The organism is Xenorhabdus sp. KK7.4 (genome assembly GCF_963876465.1).
In the GTDB taxonomy this organism is placed as follows: Bacteria; Pseudomonadota; Gammaproteobacteria; order Enterobacterales; family Enterobacteriaceae; genus Xenorhabdus; species Xenorhabdus stockiae.
Genome location: NZ_CAWNQF010000035.1, coordinates 123,811 through 141,189, shown reverse-complemented (window position 1 = coordinate 141,189; position 17,379 = coordinate 123,811). Strand labels below are relative to the sequence as shown.

The following is a 17,379-nucleotide window of genomic DNA, read 5'->3' as shown; positions in this document are numbered from 1 at the left end:
TTGTAAAAAACCTCGGTTTTATAGAACAGAAAACGGGAACATCGACAAAAACAGTTATCAGCCAAAAAATCGCCACCGATTCATTTGCCAGAAAAGAATTATATGCGGAGACACCAAAGAGCAGTGTGATTAAGACTCCGAATAAATCAGCCAGTCTTGAAATTGGTGAACCGAGCTGGTTAGCATTGAAAAATGAGGCCACAGGTAACGTTACATTTGCTGTAGACAGTTTAGGTAACATTAGAAACGGGTTAGTTGGCATAGTTGCGGGCGGTACTGGTGCGAAAACAGCGGAACAAGCGCGAGTTAACTTAGGGTTAGCGGAAACAGTAGAGCAAGCGAAAAATGCAGTTCCCAAATCATCGATTACACAATTCTCAGGAAATTCTCCTGAACAAGTAATGAGTCAAAAAGTAGTAACCTCTTTGGTTAGTGAGCGTATTACAAAATCAGAAGCTGATGGTAAATATCAATTAAAAGGCAGTTTTGGATTTGGCGGAAATGGAGGTACTAATTTTGGTAAAAATAATAATGAATTTTTAGCTTGGATACGCCGAAGTAATGCAAGTCCTGAATTTTTCAGAAATTCGATAAATTCTGATTATACACATATACATGGTGCCGGACTTTTATTAAAAGCAGCTGATGTCTATGCATCGCTTTCGGTCAATTATGCTACAGCTCGTGTCAAAATAGTTGCAGGAAATAATTCAGGTACTGCTAATTCACCTGTTAAAGAACTAGCTTTTACTGATGATAGTTATAATAAATCCGAATCGGATAACCGTTTTATTCGCCTGAATACGAATACTAAAACATCGGGATATATTTTATCCAAAGCAGCTAATATTTATGACGATCCTAGTTCACGTGATTTAGGACGCTCAGGTTTTTTAAGACCGAATGGTGTTGATAATCTCGGTTCATTAGCGATTCACGTAGCTCACCCTTTAGTAGATGGGCCAAAGCACTCCAGAGGTATTTCTTTTTCTTATGGAAGTAGTGGTAGTGAGAGATTTAGAATATCTACATATGCTTTTGATGAGAATGGAAAGTTTCAAGGACAAAAACGTATATTAACAGAGGATGATAAAGATTCACTAGGCAGTGTGCCTGTTGGTGTACCCTTACCATGGCCACAGGCTAACCCACCTTCTGGTTATTTAATCTGTAATGGCGAGCGTTTTGACAAAGCTAAATGCCCTCAATTAGCAAAAGCATATCCATCGGGATTTTTACCCGATCTACGTGGTGAGTTTATCCGTGGTTTAGATGCTGGACGTAATGTCGATTCAGGAAGGAAAATATTGTCCTCTCAAGAGGGAAGTATACAGAGTCATACTCACTCCGGTGTGTTTACTGGTGCATTTGAAAGAGAATCCGGTGGACGAGGTGGCTGGGGAGCTGTAAACACTAACGGAAATACCTCTGCAACTGGAGGAAATGAAACCCGTCCTCGTAATATCGCATTTTTATATATAGTTAAAGCTGCTTAATATTTTATAACGTAGCCTTAAATAAGAGAATTATTTAGGGCTATAAATAAACACATTATTATGATAACATGGTTCAAATTTAAGCTTTAAAAGCGACTGGGCAATGGGCAATGGGCAATGGGCAATGGGCAATGGGTAAAATTATTGTTAATGGAGTTTTGAATCATAAGTTTATATCAGAATATGCTTATGATTTCGAAGAAATTATAAGCAACAGAGTAAATCCAGATTCAATTAACGATAGATATTATCGAAAAGGAAAAGCTTGTTGGGTTCTTCAAACTTTAATTAATCTAAAATATTATTTTCCTGATTATTTGGACATTACATTAACTAATGAAGTTCGTGAAGATGCTATAAATATATTGCATTATGATGACTTTAGCTTAAAAACGAAGCCATGGAAAGGAACTACTATAGTTTGTCAAGCTGATAGGCCTCCAATATCTGGAGCTGATTTAATTATTGTCCAAAATCCACTACAAGCTCAAAATGGAAATATTTTCATCCCTCATTGGCCACAACCCGGATTAAAACCTAGGTCTAAATACCATCGTGAAATAAAAACAATTGGGTTTTTTGGGCATGAAGATGCATTACCTGAGTTTTTTTTCGATGAAAACTTACTAAGATCTCTAAAAGATAGAGGTATTACATTTATAAAATCAACTAAGAATTGGAATGATTATACAAATATAGATATTGCGATAAGCTTTAGGAAAAATAGTTCGTTAGAGCTTATAAGGAAACCCGCTAGCAAACTTATTAATGCATGGAGTGCTGGTTGCCCTTTAATTTGTGATGATGAGCCATCAATGAGAGCCATAAGATTAAATAAGTTAGATTATTTAATTGCAAAAACACCAAAACAGTTTATAGATGCAGTGGATAGTTTAATTGATCACCCTGATTTATATTTATCTATGGTATCAAATGGAAAAGATAGAATTAAAGAGTATAACCGCGAGTCTACAGTTAAAAAATGGCTTCAATTAATAGAAAAAATTAATAAAAAAGAAAAAAAACATAAAGTAACGAGAGCAAAAAATTTTTTTAAATTTTACCTTTGTAAAAAATACCTTCCAGAATAAAAAAGGGGCATTTCGCCCCATTTTTTATTCTGGTTTTGTTGGCCAATCAATTTTTTTGATATCTGAAATATCAAGTTCAATCAATTTGATACTATACACTTCCCATTCACGTAATAGTGATATTTCCTCTTGTGAAGCCATATTAAGTCGAACTTTGCGCTCCAGTTTAACAATTTTTTGCTCAGCTTCATTTAGCAGAGATTGTTTTTGGTCTTCTAGTTGTTGTAAGTCATGCTTTTGTTTTTCGACCAGATCCGTTACCCACTGTTTGCCATCCCATTTATCAAATGAAGTTTTAGGTTCTAATAGAGTGAGTTCAGAAGATAATTCTCCAATTGATTCTATACTCTTTGCTTGCTGGGTTTTAATATGATAAGCAGTTTTTCCTCGAAAATCAGGTACATTAACCCATGATTTCTCATCTATACTACGACACACTGCAATATCAGCTGAGTTAGGTACTTCAGGTGCATCCAAATATGCGCCAGCAGATAAACTGACACCAATAACAGTGCGTTCCATATCTGCACAAATATATTCTCTTGTTTCGGTATTAGCACGGTAAACCATTACCCAGCCATTAGAAGTTGCAAAACCATTATTATCAAATGTTGGTGTATTAAGATTTGTTGTATATTTCATTATGCTGCTCTCACTATATATAAAAATGCGATGTTACGGGGACGAGTTTCATTTTCACCAAATTCACCCGATTTTGTATTCCCCTGTCTTTGCCAGTTTCCTCTTCCAACATAGGATGATGCTGAACCTGCATCATTTATTTCAATAAGATGGCTATGCTGTTGGATAGCAAAATTTTGCCATGATAAAATTTGTCGCCCTGAATCAACATTTCTTCCTGAATCTAAACCACGAATGAACTCACCACGTAAGTCTGGTAATTTCCCAGATTGATAAGCCAATCCTAATTTAGGATAAGTTTCTTTATTAAAAGATTGCCCATTACAAACTAAATAACCAGAAGGTGGGTTAGCTTGAGGCCATGGTAAAGGTACACCGACAGGAGTATTGCTACTATTGATAATGTCATCCGTTGTAGCAACAGTTCCATCTTTTTGAGGAAAAGATAATACCCATTGATTTTTATTCTCATTATTTCGTTGAACAAAATAAATACCTTTTCCATCCTGAGTGGTTTCCAACAATATATAATCATTCGTGTCTTGGTGTAAAAATTGAACTCTTCCATACCCATTATGTCGAATCGTATTCCTCAAATAAGAATTTATTGTACCGGGACAATATAACTCTGCATTGTTAGAAAAAATCCAATCCGCTCCACCATCATAACCATTATTAATATGTACTCCATCACCATCTTTATCTTTATATATCCAAGCTCGTGTTCGTCCATCATCATCTCTAAGTGCAAAGTGTTGCCTTCCATCACCTTGAGACGCAACAACATTAGAAGCATTTATTTCTCCATTTAACTTTCCACCGGTTATAGAAAATGCACCAATATCAGCAGCAGAGGGTTTATTTTGTGGCGTATAAGCTCGCACCCAATCCCCATCAGGTTTTCGTTCCCACAACTCTTTTCCACCAATCCAGCCAGTTGCTTCAATATCGCTGGAAACATTCACTTTTCCTTCAATTTTTCCGCCAGTTTTAGGATAAGCATTCTTAGCCAAATTGATGGTTTCTGCATAATCATGGCCATAAGGCAGAACGGTATCGTTGTATTCTTTTCCTAGCAGAGGATCATCAATGGCATAAGATTTCACCATCCATTTAATTTCAAATTTATTGTGTGGCTGTATTGATTGATGCGCCTCGATTTCTCCTTCTTCTCGGGAATAGTGAATACCACCAAAATTACTGGTGACATGATAAGTTAAACCGCCCCGTAAATAACAACCACTAAATACAGGAGACTGAACAATATCGCCAGATTTTACACCTTCGTAAAGAGGATATTTATCGTCGATTGGTCGTGCAATACTCATCATACGATAATGGATACTTTTGACCGTATTACGATAAGTTTGACGAATGCGTTTAATATTCAGGTATTGAGCATCTCCCCCCCATGCAACTTCACTGCCTTCTATTTGAAGCTGAAGCCCCGCCAGATGTGTGACACCTTCTCCAAATGGTTTTTTTTCCCAATCTTCAGAGTAAGTACGGTGTAGGGTCAGCCATGCATTGGCTCCACCGTAATTATGTGGAAAACGCCACCACACCGGATAATAGCGGTCACTGCTTAATCCGGTCAGGTCAATAGTCGTGTTAAAACGCGGTTCAACCTGAATTTCTTCCGCAGTCGGTTTATTCTGAGGGCTGTAGGCTCGTACCCAGCCACCATCAGCCTTACGTTCCCAGAGTTCTTTGCCTCCAATCCAGCCGGTTGCTTCGATATCGCTGGCCACATCCACCTTGCCTTCGATTTTGCCACCGGTTTTGGGATACGCATTTTGAGCTTGGTTTCTGGTTTCCGTTAACCCGAGGTTTTTTACAATCCTAGATTTTTATGATCCCATCTAAGATCCAGCGCCTCTAAACTCAAAAACCAAAAATTGATGGAAGAAACGCTCCCATTTCCCCCATCAAAAAACAACCAAAACTTAGAATTACTGCTAACACTACGAAAAAGAATAAATTTTGAGCGGATTTACGGGCAGAAAACAAAGTAGCTATTCAGCTAGCCAAAGACATTTTCCATTAAAATAACCACTTTCTCGATCCATTTTAAAAAAACAAAAACAAAGGCTATCAACTTGATTAATAAATAAAATATCAAACCATATTTGTACCTCCTTTCACACACCGCCAATCGAATGATTTCCCTCACCTGATCCGCCAATATATGCCCACACCTTAACAGGAGAGAACGCTAATATGGCACAAGATTATCATCACGGAGTCCGTGTACAGGAAATTAACGAAGGTACTCGTACCATCACTACCGTTAGCACCGCTATCGTAGGTATGGTTTGTACTGGTCCTGACGCAGACGCAAAAATATTTCCATTAAATACTCCGGTTCTGCTTACTGACGTTATGAGCGCCAGTGGCAAAGCCGGGCAAAAAGGCACTTTGTCCGCATCACTGAAAGCAATCGCTGCTCAGGCTCTGCCTGTGACTGTAGTTGTTCGTGTGGAAGAGGGCGAATCTGAAGAAGCAACTATTTCTAACATTATCGGTGGTGTTACCGAAGCTGGTAAGAAAACCGGTATGCAGGCACTGTTGGCGGCACAAAGCCAGCTCGGTGTTAAACCACGTATTCTGGGTGTTCCGGGTCTGGATTCAAAAGCAGTGGCTTCTGAACTGGCAAGCGTTGCCCAGAAACTGAAAGCAATGGCGTATGTCAGCGCTTATGGCTGCAAAAATATCTCTGAAGTTATCAAATATCGTGACAACTTCAATCAACGTGAATTGATGCTGATTTGGCCTGACTTCCTGAGCTGGGATACTGTTACTAACAGCGAATCTATCGCGTTTGCAACTGCTCGTGCTCTGGGTCTGCGCGCCAAAATTGACGAAGAAACCGGCTGGCATAAAACCCTGTCCAACGTGGGCGTTAATGGTGTGACTGGTTTGTCTGCTGATGTCTTCTGGGATCTGCAAGATACTGCGACTGACGCTGATTTGCTGAACAAAAGTGGTGTTACTACCCTGATCCGCAAAAACGGTTTTCGTTTCTGGGGTTCCCGCACTTGTTCTGATGATGCGCTGTTCCAATTCGAAAGCTACACCCGTACCGCACAGGTTCTGGGTGACACCATGGCTGATGCACACATGTGGGCAATTGACAAACCACTGACTCCATCACTGGTACGCGACATTATTGAAGGCATCAATGCTAAGTTCCGCGAACTGAAAGCGGGTGGTTACATCATTGATGGTCGTTGCTGGTATGACGACAAAATCAACGATAAAGACACCCTGAAGGCAGGCAAACTGACCATCGATTACGACTATACACCTGTACCGCCACTGGAAAACATGATGTTACGCCAGCGCATTACAGATAGTTACCTGATGGATTTCGCGAAAAGTATCAATAAATAAGGGGCTAACTGATGGCATTACCTCGCAAACTTAAGTACCTGAACTTGTTCAACGATGGCAACAATTATCAGGGTATTGTGGAAGAACTGACGCTTCCTAAACTGAGTCGCAAACTGGAAGCCTACCGTGGCGCCGGTATGAACGGCAGCGCAATGGTGGATCTGGGTCTGGATGAAGGCGCACTGGATGCAGAATTCACTTTAGGTGGTATCGAATCTCAGCTGTACAAACAGTGGGGCATTGCACAAGTCGATGGCGTCATGCTGCGCTTTGCTGGCTCTTTTGAGCGCGAAGACACAGGTGATGTGGTTGCAGTTGAAGTTGTGATGCGTGGCCGCTTCCAGGAGTTCGATCACGGTACTTATAAACAAGGCGACAACACACAAACCAAAATTACCGCTAAAAACACTTACTTCAAACTGACCTGGGATGGCGAGGAACTGATTGAAATCGATACCGTCAACATGGTTGAAAAAGTGGGCGGAGAAGATCGTCTGGCACAACATCGCCGCGCTATCGGTCTTTTTTAATCGCTCTTTTAATTAGCAAATTTTAAAACTTATTCCCTGTCTCACCCAGCATATTTTCGGCTGAGGCAGGTTTTTACTCGGATAAACAAGGTTGAATTATGACTGAAGCACTGAAAACTCAAAATGAAGATCTGCGCACAATCGAACTGGAAGCTCCACTGGCGCGAGGCAACGGAAAAATCACGGAAGTGACGGTACGTAAACCTACCAGTGGTGCGCTGCGCGGTGCTCGTTTACAGGCACTGCTGGAAATGGATGTGGACTCTATGTTGCTGATTCTGCCACGTGTCACCACACCTGCATTGACCAAGAATGACCTGATGATGATGTCACCCGGTGATCTGATTAATCTCAGTGTGGAGGTGGTCAATTTTTTGTTGCCGAAGTCGGTCAAGTCCGATTCCCAGAACGATTAACCGTTGATGAACTGGTGGCAGATATTGCCACCGTTTTTCACTGGAGACCGGCAGATACAGATGAAATGTCACTGTCGGAATTATTGGACTGGCGACATCGGGCCATTTTAAGAAGTGGTGCAGAAAATGAGTAATGTACAGTCACAGCTTGATAAGGTACTAAGTACCGTTAGTAAGCTGACCAGTTCCTTTAAATCTTTTCAACGGCCTCAGAAAAAACTGGTGGATACAACAGATAAAATTCATAACCAGTTTAAAAAGCTTAATAAAACCGTTGAAAGTTTAAAACCTATTGTCGGATATGCGCAGGAAACTGCGCGTATGCGTGCCGATCTTAAAGCCTATAATCAAACAATTAAGCAATCTCTCTCTGCACAGCAGAATTCCTCAAGAATGACGCAGGTGAGTGCTGCGAGTCAATCAGTCAACATTACTCAAATAACTCAGAGTGTCAGCCAAGTAAATTCATCTAGCAAGAAAAGTGAAGTTAATCTTGGTGTCACTGGGAATATAACTAACAACTTCACCTTGTTAGATACATTAATTATTAATATCAACGCCAGAATAAAGATTTTCGGTAATGTTGGCATAAGGGTTTTTAGTTCGTTAAAAGTAGGTGTTCGTATATTTTATTCATTATCCATTAATATATTTAGCTCATTGGGTATGAGATTAAATATTTTTGGTAAGTTAGGGGTACGGATATTTGGCTCACTGAAGATAAATCTGAATATATTTGGTCGGCTGGGAATTAGAACCTTCGGCTCTTTAAGGATTGGACTGAGTATCTTTGGACAATTAGGTCTGCGAATATTTGGCTCATTGAAGATAAGTCTGAATATATTTGGTCGGCTGGGAATTAGAACCTTCGGCTCTTTAAGGATTGGACTGAGTATCTTTGGACAATTAGGTCTGCGAATATTTGGTTCATTGAAGATAAGTCTGAATATATTTGGTCGGCTGGGAATTAGAACCTTCGGCTCTTTAAGGATTGGACTGAGTATCTTTGGACAATTAGGTCTACGAATATTTGGCTCTTTGCGAATAGGTTTGAATATATTTGGTCAGCTGGGAATTAGAATCTTCGGCTCTTTAAGGGTTGGACTGAGTACCTTTGGACAATTAGGTCTACGAATATTTGGTTCGTTGCGAATAAGTCTGAATATATTTGGTCAGCTGGGAATTAGAACCTTCGGCTCTTTAAAGATTGGACTGAGTATCTTTGGACAATTAGGTCTGCGAATATTTGGTTCGTTGCGAATAAGTCTGAATATATTTGGTCAGCTGGGAATTAGAACCTTCGGCTCTTTAAAGATTGGACTGAGTATCTTTGGACAATTAGGTCTGCGAATATTTGGTTCGTTGCGAATAAGTCTGAATATATTTGGTCAGCTGGGAATTAGAACCTTCGGCTCTTTAAAGATTGGACTGAGTATCTTTGGACAATTAGGTCTGCGAATATTTGGTTCGTTGCGAATAAGTCTGAATATATTTGGTCAGCTGGGAATTAGAACCTTCGGCTCTTTAAAGATTGGACTGAGTATCTTTGGACAATTAGGTCTGCGAATATTTGGCTCGTTGCGAATAGGTTTGAATATATTTGGTCGGCTGGGAATTAGAACCTTCGGCTCTTTAAGGATTGGACTGAGTATCTTTGGACAATTAGGTCTGCGAATATTTGGCTCGTTGCGAATAGGTTTGAATATATTTGGTCAGCTGGGGATTAGAACCTTCAGCTCTTTAAAGATTGGACTGAGTATCTTTGGACAGTTAGGTCTACGAATATTTGGCTCGTTGCGAATAGGTTTGAATATATTTGGTCAGCTGGGAATTAGAATCTTCGGCTCTTTAAGGATTGGACTGAGTATCTTTGGACAATTAGGTCTACGAATATTTGGCTCGTTGCGAATAGGTTTGAATATATTTGGTCAGCTGGGAATTAGAACCTTCGGCTCTTTAAGGGTTGGAGTAAATATATTTGGACAATTAGGAATTAGAATCTTTGCTTCGTTAAGGTTTAGCTTAGGTTTATTTGCCCAAGCTGGCGTCAGGCTCTTTGGCTCTTTACGCGTCAGTCTGCGTATTCTGGGGCAGATAGGTATTCAGGCATTTGCTTCGTTAAGGTTTAGCTTAGGTTTATTTGCCCAAGCTGGCGTCAGGCTCTTTGGCTCTTTACGCGTCAGCCTGCGTATTTTGGGGCAGATAGGTATTCAGGCGTTTGCTTCGTTAAGGTTTAGCTTAAATATCTTTGGTCAGATAGGTGTAAGAATATTTGCTTCTTTAGGAATGAGCTTGAATATTCTGGGTAGTATTGGTGCAAGAGTTTTCGGATTTCTTGGAACTGCCTTCGGAACATTATTTAATAAAGGCGGGAAAAACGATGCATTTGGGCAACCAAGGCGAGATATAGGTGCATTAGGTAATATTGGTCAAAAGGTTTTTGGATTTTTAGGCAATAGCATAAATATTCTGTCAAATATTGGCACAAAAGGTTTAGGCCTTTTAGGTAATGCATTTAGTGGTATTGGACGGGCAATAATGGTTGTCGGGCGCGTTATGATGGCGAATCCAATCCTTGCCATTATTGGTGTCATTTCAATGGCTGCTATTTATATTTGGCAGAATTGGGAGTCATTGGGGCCGAAATTTATGGCTTTATGGGATAGTGTGAAAAATATCTTCAGTGGTGCCTGGGAAGGAATTAAAAACCTTGTCAGTATGGCGTGGGAAGGTATTAAGAGCTTTTTCATGGATGGTGGCTTAATTGGCATTATCTACAATAACTGGGACACGATTAAACAAAGTGCTTCGGAAGCCTGGGAATGGGTCAAGTCAACAATCAGTGGTGCCTGGGAGTCAGTTAAACAGAATACATCTGAAATTTGGGAAAGTGTCAAAAAATCAATCTCAGATAAATGGGATGAAATTGTTGCCGATGTTCAGGCTATTCCAGAGAAATTAAAAACTGCCGGTTCGGATATGATCGATAATCTGTTGACTGGTATTCAGGAAAAATGGGAAGCACTGAAAGGTAAGATTTCTGCTATTACTGACGTCTTCACATCATGGTGGAAAGGCGATGAGAAAAAGGAAGTTGCACTAAAGAAAACAGAGGAAATTACTAAAAATGAAACGGCTCAGCAGGCTAAACAAGTACAGCCGCCCCTATACGATAAAGGTGGCTATGTCCCTGCTGGAAAAACAGCCATTGTTGGAGAACGCGGTCCTGAACTTGTTAGTGGCGGGGCAAGTGTTACTAGTCGTTTAGATACGGCGAAGTATGCAGCCGTGGGCGTTGCCATCAGCGCTATGTCATTACCTGTTGCAGCGCAGGACGCACCGTTACATGCACAAAGTCTGCCTGCTCATGCCTATGAGGAAGTTCAGGCAAAACAGGGGCGAAGCCAGCCACAGCAATTTAGTGGTGCAGCACCGCAATATAACATTTATGTCTATGGCTCTCAGGGACAGTCCGCGCAGGATATCGCCCGAATGGTCAGGCAGGAACTGGAACAAAGGGAACGTATGCAGCAAGCCCGTATGCGTAGCTCACTTTCTGACAGAGGAGAAGATTTCTGATGATGGCAGCACTTGGTTTATTTGTTTTTATGCTGAAAACCACGCCATACCAAAGTTTTCAACATAAACAAAGTTGGAGACATGCCTTCAATAGCCGTGTGGGAGCACGGCCTGCATGGCAATTTGTGGGTCCGGATAACGATACAGTAACGTTATCTGGAGATCTTTATCCTGAACTGACAGGTGGCTCCTTGTCGCTAATAGCATTGAAATTGATGGCTGATAGTGGCAAAGCATGGTCTTTGATTGATGGTAGTGGCGCAATTTATGGCATGTTTGTTATTGAAAGCATTGATCAAACAAAAACGGAATTTATGTCAGGTGGTGCGCCCCGTAAAATCAGCTTTACGCTAACACTACGGCGTGTTGATAACAATCTGTTGGAGATGTTGGGCGATTTGCAGCAACAGCTGACGGATATTAAAGGCAAAATGCCTAACTCATGGGATGAGCTTTCGAAACTGAAGGATGACGGTATAAAGACAGTTAAGGAGTTCTTCTCATGATCGATTTCAAACAGTGGGTACCAAATACAGGTTGGATACCTCAATTCGATTTGATTACAGGCAAAGAGGGAGCACCAGCTTTTCGCTTAGAAATCGATAATAAGGATATTACCGGAAAAATACAGTCACGTTTAATGTCTTTATCTCTGACGGATAATAGAGGAGGGGAATCAGATCAGCTTGATATTGAACTGGATGATGCAAATGGTGAACTCAAACTGCCATCAAGAGGCAATATTTTGACATTGGAATTGGGGTGGCATGGCTACCCTTTAACCCCAAAAGGAAAATTCGTTGTTGATGAAATTGAACATGTTGGTGCTCCTGATCGAGTAACCATACGTGCCCGCAGTGTTGATTTACGTGGTTATCTGAACGTTAAGCGCGAGTTGTCTTACCATCAACACACGTTAGAAACTATAGTTAGTACGGTTGCGACAAGAAATCAACTGAACTTTAAGGTTAGTGATACTTTAAAAAACATCACCGTGCATATCGATCAGACTAATGAATCTGACGTAAGCTTTTTGACTAGAGTAGCGAAGCAGGAAGGGGCGATTGCATCGGTCAAAAATGGCGAATTGTTGTTTATTCGTCAAGGAGAGAATGAAACAGGCAGTGGTACGCCTATTCCTCCGGTCAAAATTATCCGTAATTCTGGCGATAATCACAGATTTACACTATCAGATCGTGAGTCTTACACCGGAGTAATAGCGCAGTGGCTGGATACACGTACAACGGCTAAACAGACGGTGGAGTATAAGCGGAGAGAATCCAAAAGTGCCAAGGTTGAAGTATCAGTTCAATATGAAAGTACTAAAACGGATACGACAAAAAATAAGCCATCAAATAAAGAGCCACCTAAAAAAGAAGGAGGTTCTAAAAACAAAGACAAAAAATTCCCGGAAAAGGAGAAAGGAAAGCCTAAACATAAATCAGGGAGGGTGGATCTATCAAAAAGGGGAGCAAAAAAGCATAAACCTTCTTATGTTCAGCCCGCTCGTAAAGGAGAAAAGAGAAGTGACAAGAGCTTTAGCGTTGATGGAAGTTTTTCTTATGAAGAACAACAAGAGTCTGTAGTTGAACATGAACAAGTAACCACAGAACAACAAAAATCCAAGCAATATTTGCAAGGTTCAAGTGAAAATGTTCTGACTCTTTCTCGTATATATTCCAGCAAAGAAGAGGCAGGACGTGCAGCTGAAGCAGCTTGGAAAAAATTACAGCGAGGTGTAGCACAGTTCTCTATTACTTTAGCGAAAGGGCGTGCTGAGCTTTATCCTGAAATGCCAGTGCATATTGAGGGATTTAAAAAAGAAATCGACGGCACTGACTGGACAATCGTTAAAGTCACTCACAACCTTAATGACAGTGGTTTCACAACCTCATTAGATCTTGAGGTTAAACTTGATGAGGTCGAAATTAAACCAGAAGCGAAAGATCCCAAAATAAACACTTGATCTCGATATGAGATCTTTGATATATTGTTCACCAGACGAGATGGTGTTATTTCAAGACTGTTATTCCAAGAACAATGCTTTCAAGAAAGGTGAACAATTATGATTAAGTGTCCTCTTTGTAATCAATCAGCGCATACCCGTAGTAGCTTTGAGCATTCAAGCCAAACAAAAGAGCGCTATAACCAATGCCAGAATATCAATTGTGGGGCAACGTTCGTCAGCCATGAAACGTTTGTGCGCTTTATTTCTAAGCCAGGCGATGTTGAAAGTGTTACGCCGCATCCGAGGGCAAAAACTAAGAGACAACCTCGCCAGAAAGCTGCGCCACAAGCTGCTGTCACCCAATAAATAATAAAAAACCTTGCTCCAGTTTTTGCCACCTTTACGGTGGCTTTTTTTATGGATATTGATAATTAAAAGTTCTCTTATTGAGAACTTTATGGTTGAGGAACAACAAAAAACAATGTCTTCATGAGACGCCCGCTTTTCAGCGTAGCAGGCGTCAGTCTATGGCAGGATTACTTCTGAGATTCCGCCTGTAAAATCCTTTGCATCTCATCCTTTATATGGAGTTTTTCTTTTTTTAATCGCACGACTTTTTCGTTATAGCCAGCCCCATTAGGGCCTTCAAGCTGCGATATTTCATGGTCAAGGCGGTTATGTTTTTCAAACAAGGATTGGAAACGAGGGTGGGAGTCTTTCAGGTTGGATACTAAATCACGATCTTCTGCAAATTCTGGAAACATGGGACCTCCAATTACGAAGTTTACTACCACACTATGAGTGTAGCAGCCCATTGTAATACCAGATTTGAGAGATATCACATAAAAAATATTTTATAAAAATGGTGTATCTCTATGATTGTTAATGTAAATTTATTCTCTACTGAGGGAGGTGTTATTTCCTTTTAAAATAATAGTGGTAAAAATCAGTACCTTGCCAAAAAAGCATAATTTATTACTGAATTTTCGCTGTTATGATTCTCTTGCGTTGTTAAACATACCAAGAGGTGAAAAAATGAAAAAGTATCTACTTGCTTTAGCTGCTATGAGCGTTTCTGTTTATGCCCAGGCTGATAAAACTAATGACCTGGTTCCATTCCCTGAACCTTCAGAGGGCATGGTTCGCAGTGTAATTACGCTATCACCTGAAAAGGACGAAAATAATTACATGGTCGAATTGATGATTGGCAAAAGTATGATGGTAGATTGCAATCATCACTGGTTTGGTGGAAAGCTTGAAACCAAAAATATCGATGGTTGGGGATACAATTATTATGAATTGGATAAAGTAGCTGGTCCAATGTCAACCAAAATGGCCTGTGCAGATCAGAAAAAAACCATGAAGTTCGTGACAGTGAATTTAGATAAGGATGCATTTATACGTTATAACAGTAAATTACCAATCGTAGTATATACACCGAAGACGATAAAAGTTAAATATCGTATTTGGCAGGCATCAGATAAGATCAATGGATCAGTAGAGAAATAAATTACTAATTAAGTAACTCAACAACCTGAGTTTAATATCAATAAACTCAGGTTGTTATGTTGATTAAATAAATACATCCTTGCTAATTATTGAAATCACTACTCTCCATATTTTCTTGTCATCTATTTTCTGCTGACGGATCCTTGCACATATTTAAAAATACTAACTAAACTTTGTTTGGATTCTTTTGCATTCATGCAGGTATCGTTGAGGAATCATATAATGTTTAAAAAATTATCGGCAGAGTTCTTAGGAACTTTTTGGTTAGTGTTCGGAGGGTGTGGAAGTGCTGTTTTAGCTGCGGCATTCCCAATGCTTGGAATTGGTTTTGTGGGAGTATCACTGGCTTTTGGTTTAACAGTTGTGACTATGGCATATGCTGTCGGTCATATCTCAGGAGGGCATTTTAATCCGGCTGTCACATTAGGTCTATTTGTTGGTGGACGTATTCCAGCCAAAGATGTCATTCCTTATATTATTGTTCAGGTGGTTGGCGGAATTGCCGCCGCAGCGGTATTGTATTTAATAGCCAGTGGTCAGAGTGATTTTGATGCGACGGAAAGCGGTTTTGCTTCCAATGGATATGGGGAACATTCTCCCGGAGGATTTTCATTACAATCTGCCATTATCATTGAGTTGGTATTAAGCGCATTTTTTCTGATTGTGATTTTTGGAGTAACAGATAAAAATGCATCAATTAAGTTTGCGCCATTGGCGATTGGTTTAGCGTTAACTCTGATTCACCTAATTAGTATACCTGTAACAAATACATCAGTTAACCCGGCGAGAAGTACAGGAGTGGCTATTTTTCAAGGAACCTGGGCGATAGAACAGTTATGGTTATTCTGGCTAACTCCCTTGATTGGTGGAATTATTGGCGGTTTGATATATAGATGGTTATTGCAAAAAAATGAGTAAATGATAAATGTTGTTCTGTTATTAAATGCCATGCAATAGCGTGGCATTTTTACATGTAGAGTAAAGGATATTAATTAGCTCTTATAGAGTAAATGTTTAAGAATGTCATGCTAGCATATATAGAATATATTAATATGAAAGTTTAATTGGATATTAATGTTTGTTTTAAATTTAATCTATGATAAAGAATTTATCTATATGAATAAGTATATTAAAAGGTTAAGAAATAAATTTTTCTACCATATATGTGATTTATTCCCTGAGTTTGTTACAAAATCAATTTATAAAGAGAGATTAAATAAAATACTTAATCTGGTAACTCCCGTTACATTTAATGAAAAATTACAATGGTTAAAATTAAATGAATATAATAACGCTAAGTTAGTGACTCAGTGTTCTGATAAATTTTGGTGAATTAAATTTTATTCATTCTGCTGGCATGGATAATAAGTTAAATAGTAAAGAAAATAAAAAGATAGATGAAAACATTGGCGATCTTATTGAATTGGATTTTAATAATAGAAGTTAAATTAAAAGTGGTAAATTAATACAATGGTTTATTTCATGAATAAAGATCTTCCTAAGATATCTGTAATAATGTCTGTTTTCAATGGTTGTGAATTTTTGTCTGAAGCTGTAGAGTCAATTCTCAGTCAGTCGTTTTATGATTATGAATTTATCATAGTTAATGATGCCTCAACGGATAATACAGATCAGGTACTCTTTGAGTTTCAGAAGAGAGATAGCAGAATAAAAATTATCACGAATGCCTATAATATGGGGATTGCTAAATCTTTGAATATGGCGATCTCTTTATCCAGAGGGGAGTTTATAGCCAGAATGGATGCTGATGATTATTCATTTCCAGAAAGACTCAAAAAGCAATATGAGTTTATGGTTGAGCATACTGATATTATTGTTTGTGGTACATCTATGAGCATCCATGAAGAACCGGGTAATAATAAAACCCCACCTTTAAGTCATGAAGAAATAATATCCCACATTGCATTTGACTGCCCTTTCTATCATTCTACTGTAATGATAAGAAAAGAGACTTTTCTGAAGTTAGGGGCTTCTTATCCTGAAAGTTATAAAAAAGCACAAGATTATGGATTATGGGTAAGTTTATTTTTATTAACAATTGGTGAAGGTTATAGGTTTATTAATCTTCCGGATGTTTTATTAAAACACAGAGTGCATCCTGAAAAGGAAAGGGACGATTATTATAATGAGCAGTTGCTCTATTCAGCTGAATCTCAATTCAAATTAATGCCTTATTTAGGTGTTAAAGTGAATTTCAATAGTTTGGTGGAAATAAATTTTAGAAATAAGCTATCAGGTTATGAAATTATTAGACTAAATAAAATATTGAAACAAATAGCAGTGGGAGTAATGTTATTGTTAGCCCCAAAAGATAGGGGGTATGTCCATGATATATTAATAGCCAAGCAATATAAATTGTATTCTAGATCTAAGATAAGTAATTTGTTTGGAGTTTTATTAAAAATATATTCCAGACTTTTCTATTTTTCCAATAGAAAAAAGATAAGGTTATTTTTATAACAAATCCTGTATTTTATAACTATATAAAATGGACTGGTAGCTTATCAAATGATATTAATCCTGACAAAGCCAATGTTATGTCTGATGCGATTATACATATGAATAATGTCTTTGATGAAAAATATAAAAGCATTATTACTACTCATGCTGTAGAGCACTTTTAAAAAATAAAAGATTATTATCAAGTGAAAGAAAAAATCATCTAAAAGGCATGATAAAATCAGTGAATAAGGTTTCATATTTTTTGGATCCCAGTGTAAGATTCAGTTTCAAGCGAAAAATATTAAAGCTGTA

At 38.8% G+C, this 17,379-nt stretch carries 16 protein-coding genes; 13 read left to right on the top strand and 3 right to left on the bottom strand.

From position 1 onward, the window contains the following. Together AACS90_RS05025 and AACS90_RS05020 are read left to right on the top strand one after the other, a co-directional pair. On the top strand, positions 1-1,496 hold a 1,496-nt coding region (locus AACS90_RS05025), incomplete at its 5' end, for a tail fiber protein (RefSeq protein ID WP_339373604.1). Between the two features lie 110 nt (positions 1,497-1,606). Continuing rightward, positions 1,607-2,587: a glycosyltransferase gene (locus AACS90_RS05020; RefSeq protein WP_241538230.1), complete on the top strand. Its 981-nt coding sequence runs from the start codon at positions 1,607-1,609 to the stop codon at positions 2,585-2,587. 24 nt (positions 2,588-2,611) lie between these two features. On the opposite strand, the gene AACS90_RS05015 is transcribed toward AACS90_RS05020, so the two are convergent. Both AACS90_RS05015 and AACS90_RS05010 read right to left on the bottom strand, forming a co-directional pair. After that, entirely contained in the window at positions 2,612-3,229 is a 618-nt protein-coding gene (locus AACS90_RS05015; protein ID WP_241538229.1) for a tail fiber assembly protein, read from the bottom strand. Continuing rightward, entirely contained in the window at positions 3,229-4,980 is a 1,752-nt protein-coding gene (locus tag AACS90_RS05010; protein ID WP_099121951.1) for a phage tail protein, read from the bottom strand. Before AACS90_RS05010 ends, AACS90_RS05015 begins: the two co-directional genes overlap by 1 nt. A gap of 469 nt (positions 4,981-5,449) precedes the next feature. On the opposite strand from AACS90_RS05010, the gene AACS90_RS05005 reads away from it, so the two are divergent. The 8 genes from AACS90_RS05005 to AACS90_RS04970 all read left to right on the top strand — a co-directional run bounded on the left by AACS90_RS05005 (position 5,450) and on the right by AACS90_RS04970 (position 13,461). Continuing rightward, positions 5,450-6,622, top strand: a complete 1,173-nt coding sequence (locus AACS90_RS05005) for a phage tail sheath protein (RefSeq protein ID WP_099121950.1) — start codon at positions 5,450-5,452, stop codon at positions 6,620-6,622. A gap of 11 nt (positions 6,623-6,633) precedes the next feature. Next, positions 6,634-7,152, top strand: coding sequence for a phage major tail tube protein (locus tag AACS90_RS05000; protein WP_038265769.1), 519 nt, complete (start codon positions 6,634-6,636; stop codon positions 7,150-7,152). Positions 7,153-7,250: 98 nt separating this feature from the next. After that, positions 7,251-7,568 (top strand): phage tail assembly protein, encoded by a 318-nt coding sequence (locus AACS90_RS04995; RefSeq protein WP_099121949.1) that lies wholly within the window; start codon positions 7,251-7,253, stop codon positions 7,566-7,568. 11 nt (positions 7,569-7,579) lie between these two features. Continuing rightward, positions 7,580-7,702: a GpE family phage tail protein gene (locus tag AACS90_RS04990; protein WP_086955987.1), complete on the top strand. Its 123-nt coding sequence runs from the start codon at positions 7,580-7,582 to the stop codon at positions 7,700-7,702. Next, complete coding sequence (locus AACS90_RS04985; protein WP_099121948.1) at positions 7,695-11,147, top strand: phage tail protein; 3,453 nt, start codon at positions 7,695-7,697, stop codon at positions 11,145-11,147. Before AACS90_RS04990 ends, AACS90_RS04985 begins: the two co-directional genes overlap by 8 nt. Continuing rightward, positions 11,147-11,653 carry a phage tail protein gene (locus tag AACS90_RS04980; RefSeq protein ID WP_099121947.1) on the top strand — a complete coding sequence of 169 codons (507 nt, stop codon included), beginning with the start codon at positions 11,147-11,149 and terminating at the stop codon, positions 11,651-11,653. The genes AACS90_RS04985 and AACS90_RS04980 overlap by 1 nt, the downstream gene beginning before the upstream one ends. Continuing rightward, positions 11,650-13,113: a phage late control D family protein gene (locus tag AACS90_RS04975; protein WP_099121946.1), complete on the top strand. Its 1,464-nt coding sequence runs from the start codon at positions 11,650-11,652 to the stop codon at positions 13,111-13,113. The genes AACS90_RS04980 and AACS90_RS04975 overlap by 4 nt, the downstream gene beginning before the upstream one ends. A 99-nt stretch (positions 13,114-13,212) precedes the next feature. After that, positions 13,213-13,461 carry an ogr/Delta-like zinc finger family protein gene (locus AACS90_RS04970; protein ID WP_099121945.1) on the top strand — a complete coding sequence of 83 codons (249 nt, stop codon included), beginning with the start codon at positions 13,213-13,215 and terminating at the stop codon, positions 13,459-13,461. Between the two features lie 170 nt (positions 13,462-13,631). Here AACS90_RS04970 and AACS90_RS04965 read toward each other — a convergent pair whose 3' ends face one another. After that, positions 13,632-13,859 (bottom strand): YdcH family protein, encoded by a 228-nt coding sequence (locus AACS90_RS04965; RefSeq protein ID WP_099121944.1) that lies wholly within the window; start codon positions 13,857-13,859, stop codon positions 13,632-13,634. 271 nt (positions 13,860-14,130) lie between these two features. On the opposite strand from AACS90_RS04965, the gene eco reads away from it, so the two are divergent. From eco to AACS90_RS04950, 3 genes are all read left to right on the top strand, one after another. Continuing rightward, on the top strand, positions 14,131-14,604 hold the full coding sequence (gene eco / locus AACS90_RS04960; RefSeq protein ID WP_099121957.1) for a serine protease inhibitor ecotin: 474 nt from the start codon (positions 14,131-14,133) through the stop codon (positions 14,602-14,604). A gap of 222 nt (positions 14,605-14,826) precedes the next feature. Further along, entirely contained in the window at positions 14,827-15,522 is a 696-nt protein-coding gene (gene aqpZ / locus AACS90_RS04955) for an aquaporin Z (protein ID WP_099121943.1), read from the top strand. Positions 15,523-16,086: 564 nt separating this feature from the next. After that, on the top strand, positions 16,087-17,085 hold the full coding sequence (locus AACS90_RS04950) for a glycosyltransferase family 2 protein (protein WP_193757186.1): 999 nt from the start codon (positions 16,087-16,089) through the stop codon (positions 17,083-17,085). Positions 17,086-17,379: the final 294 nt, after the last annotated feature.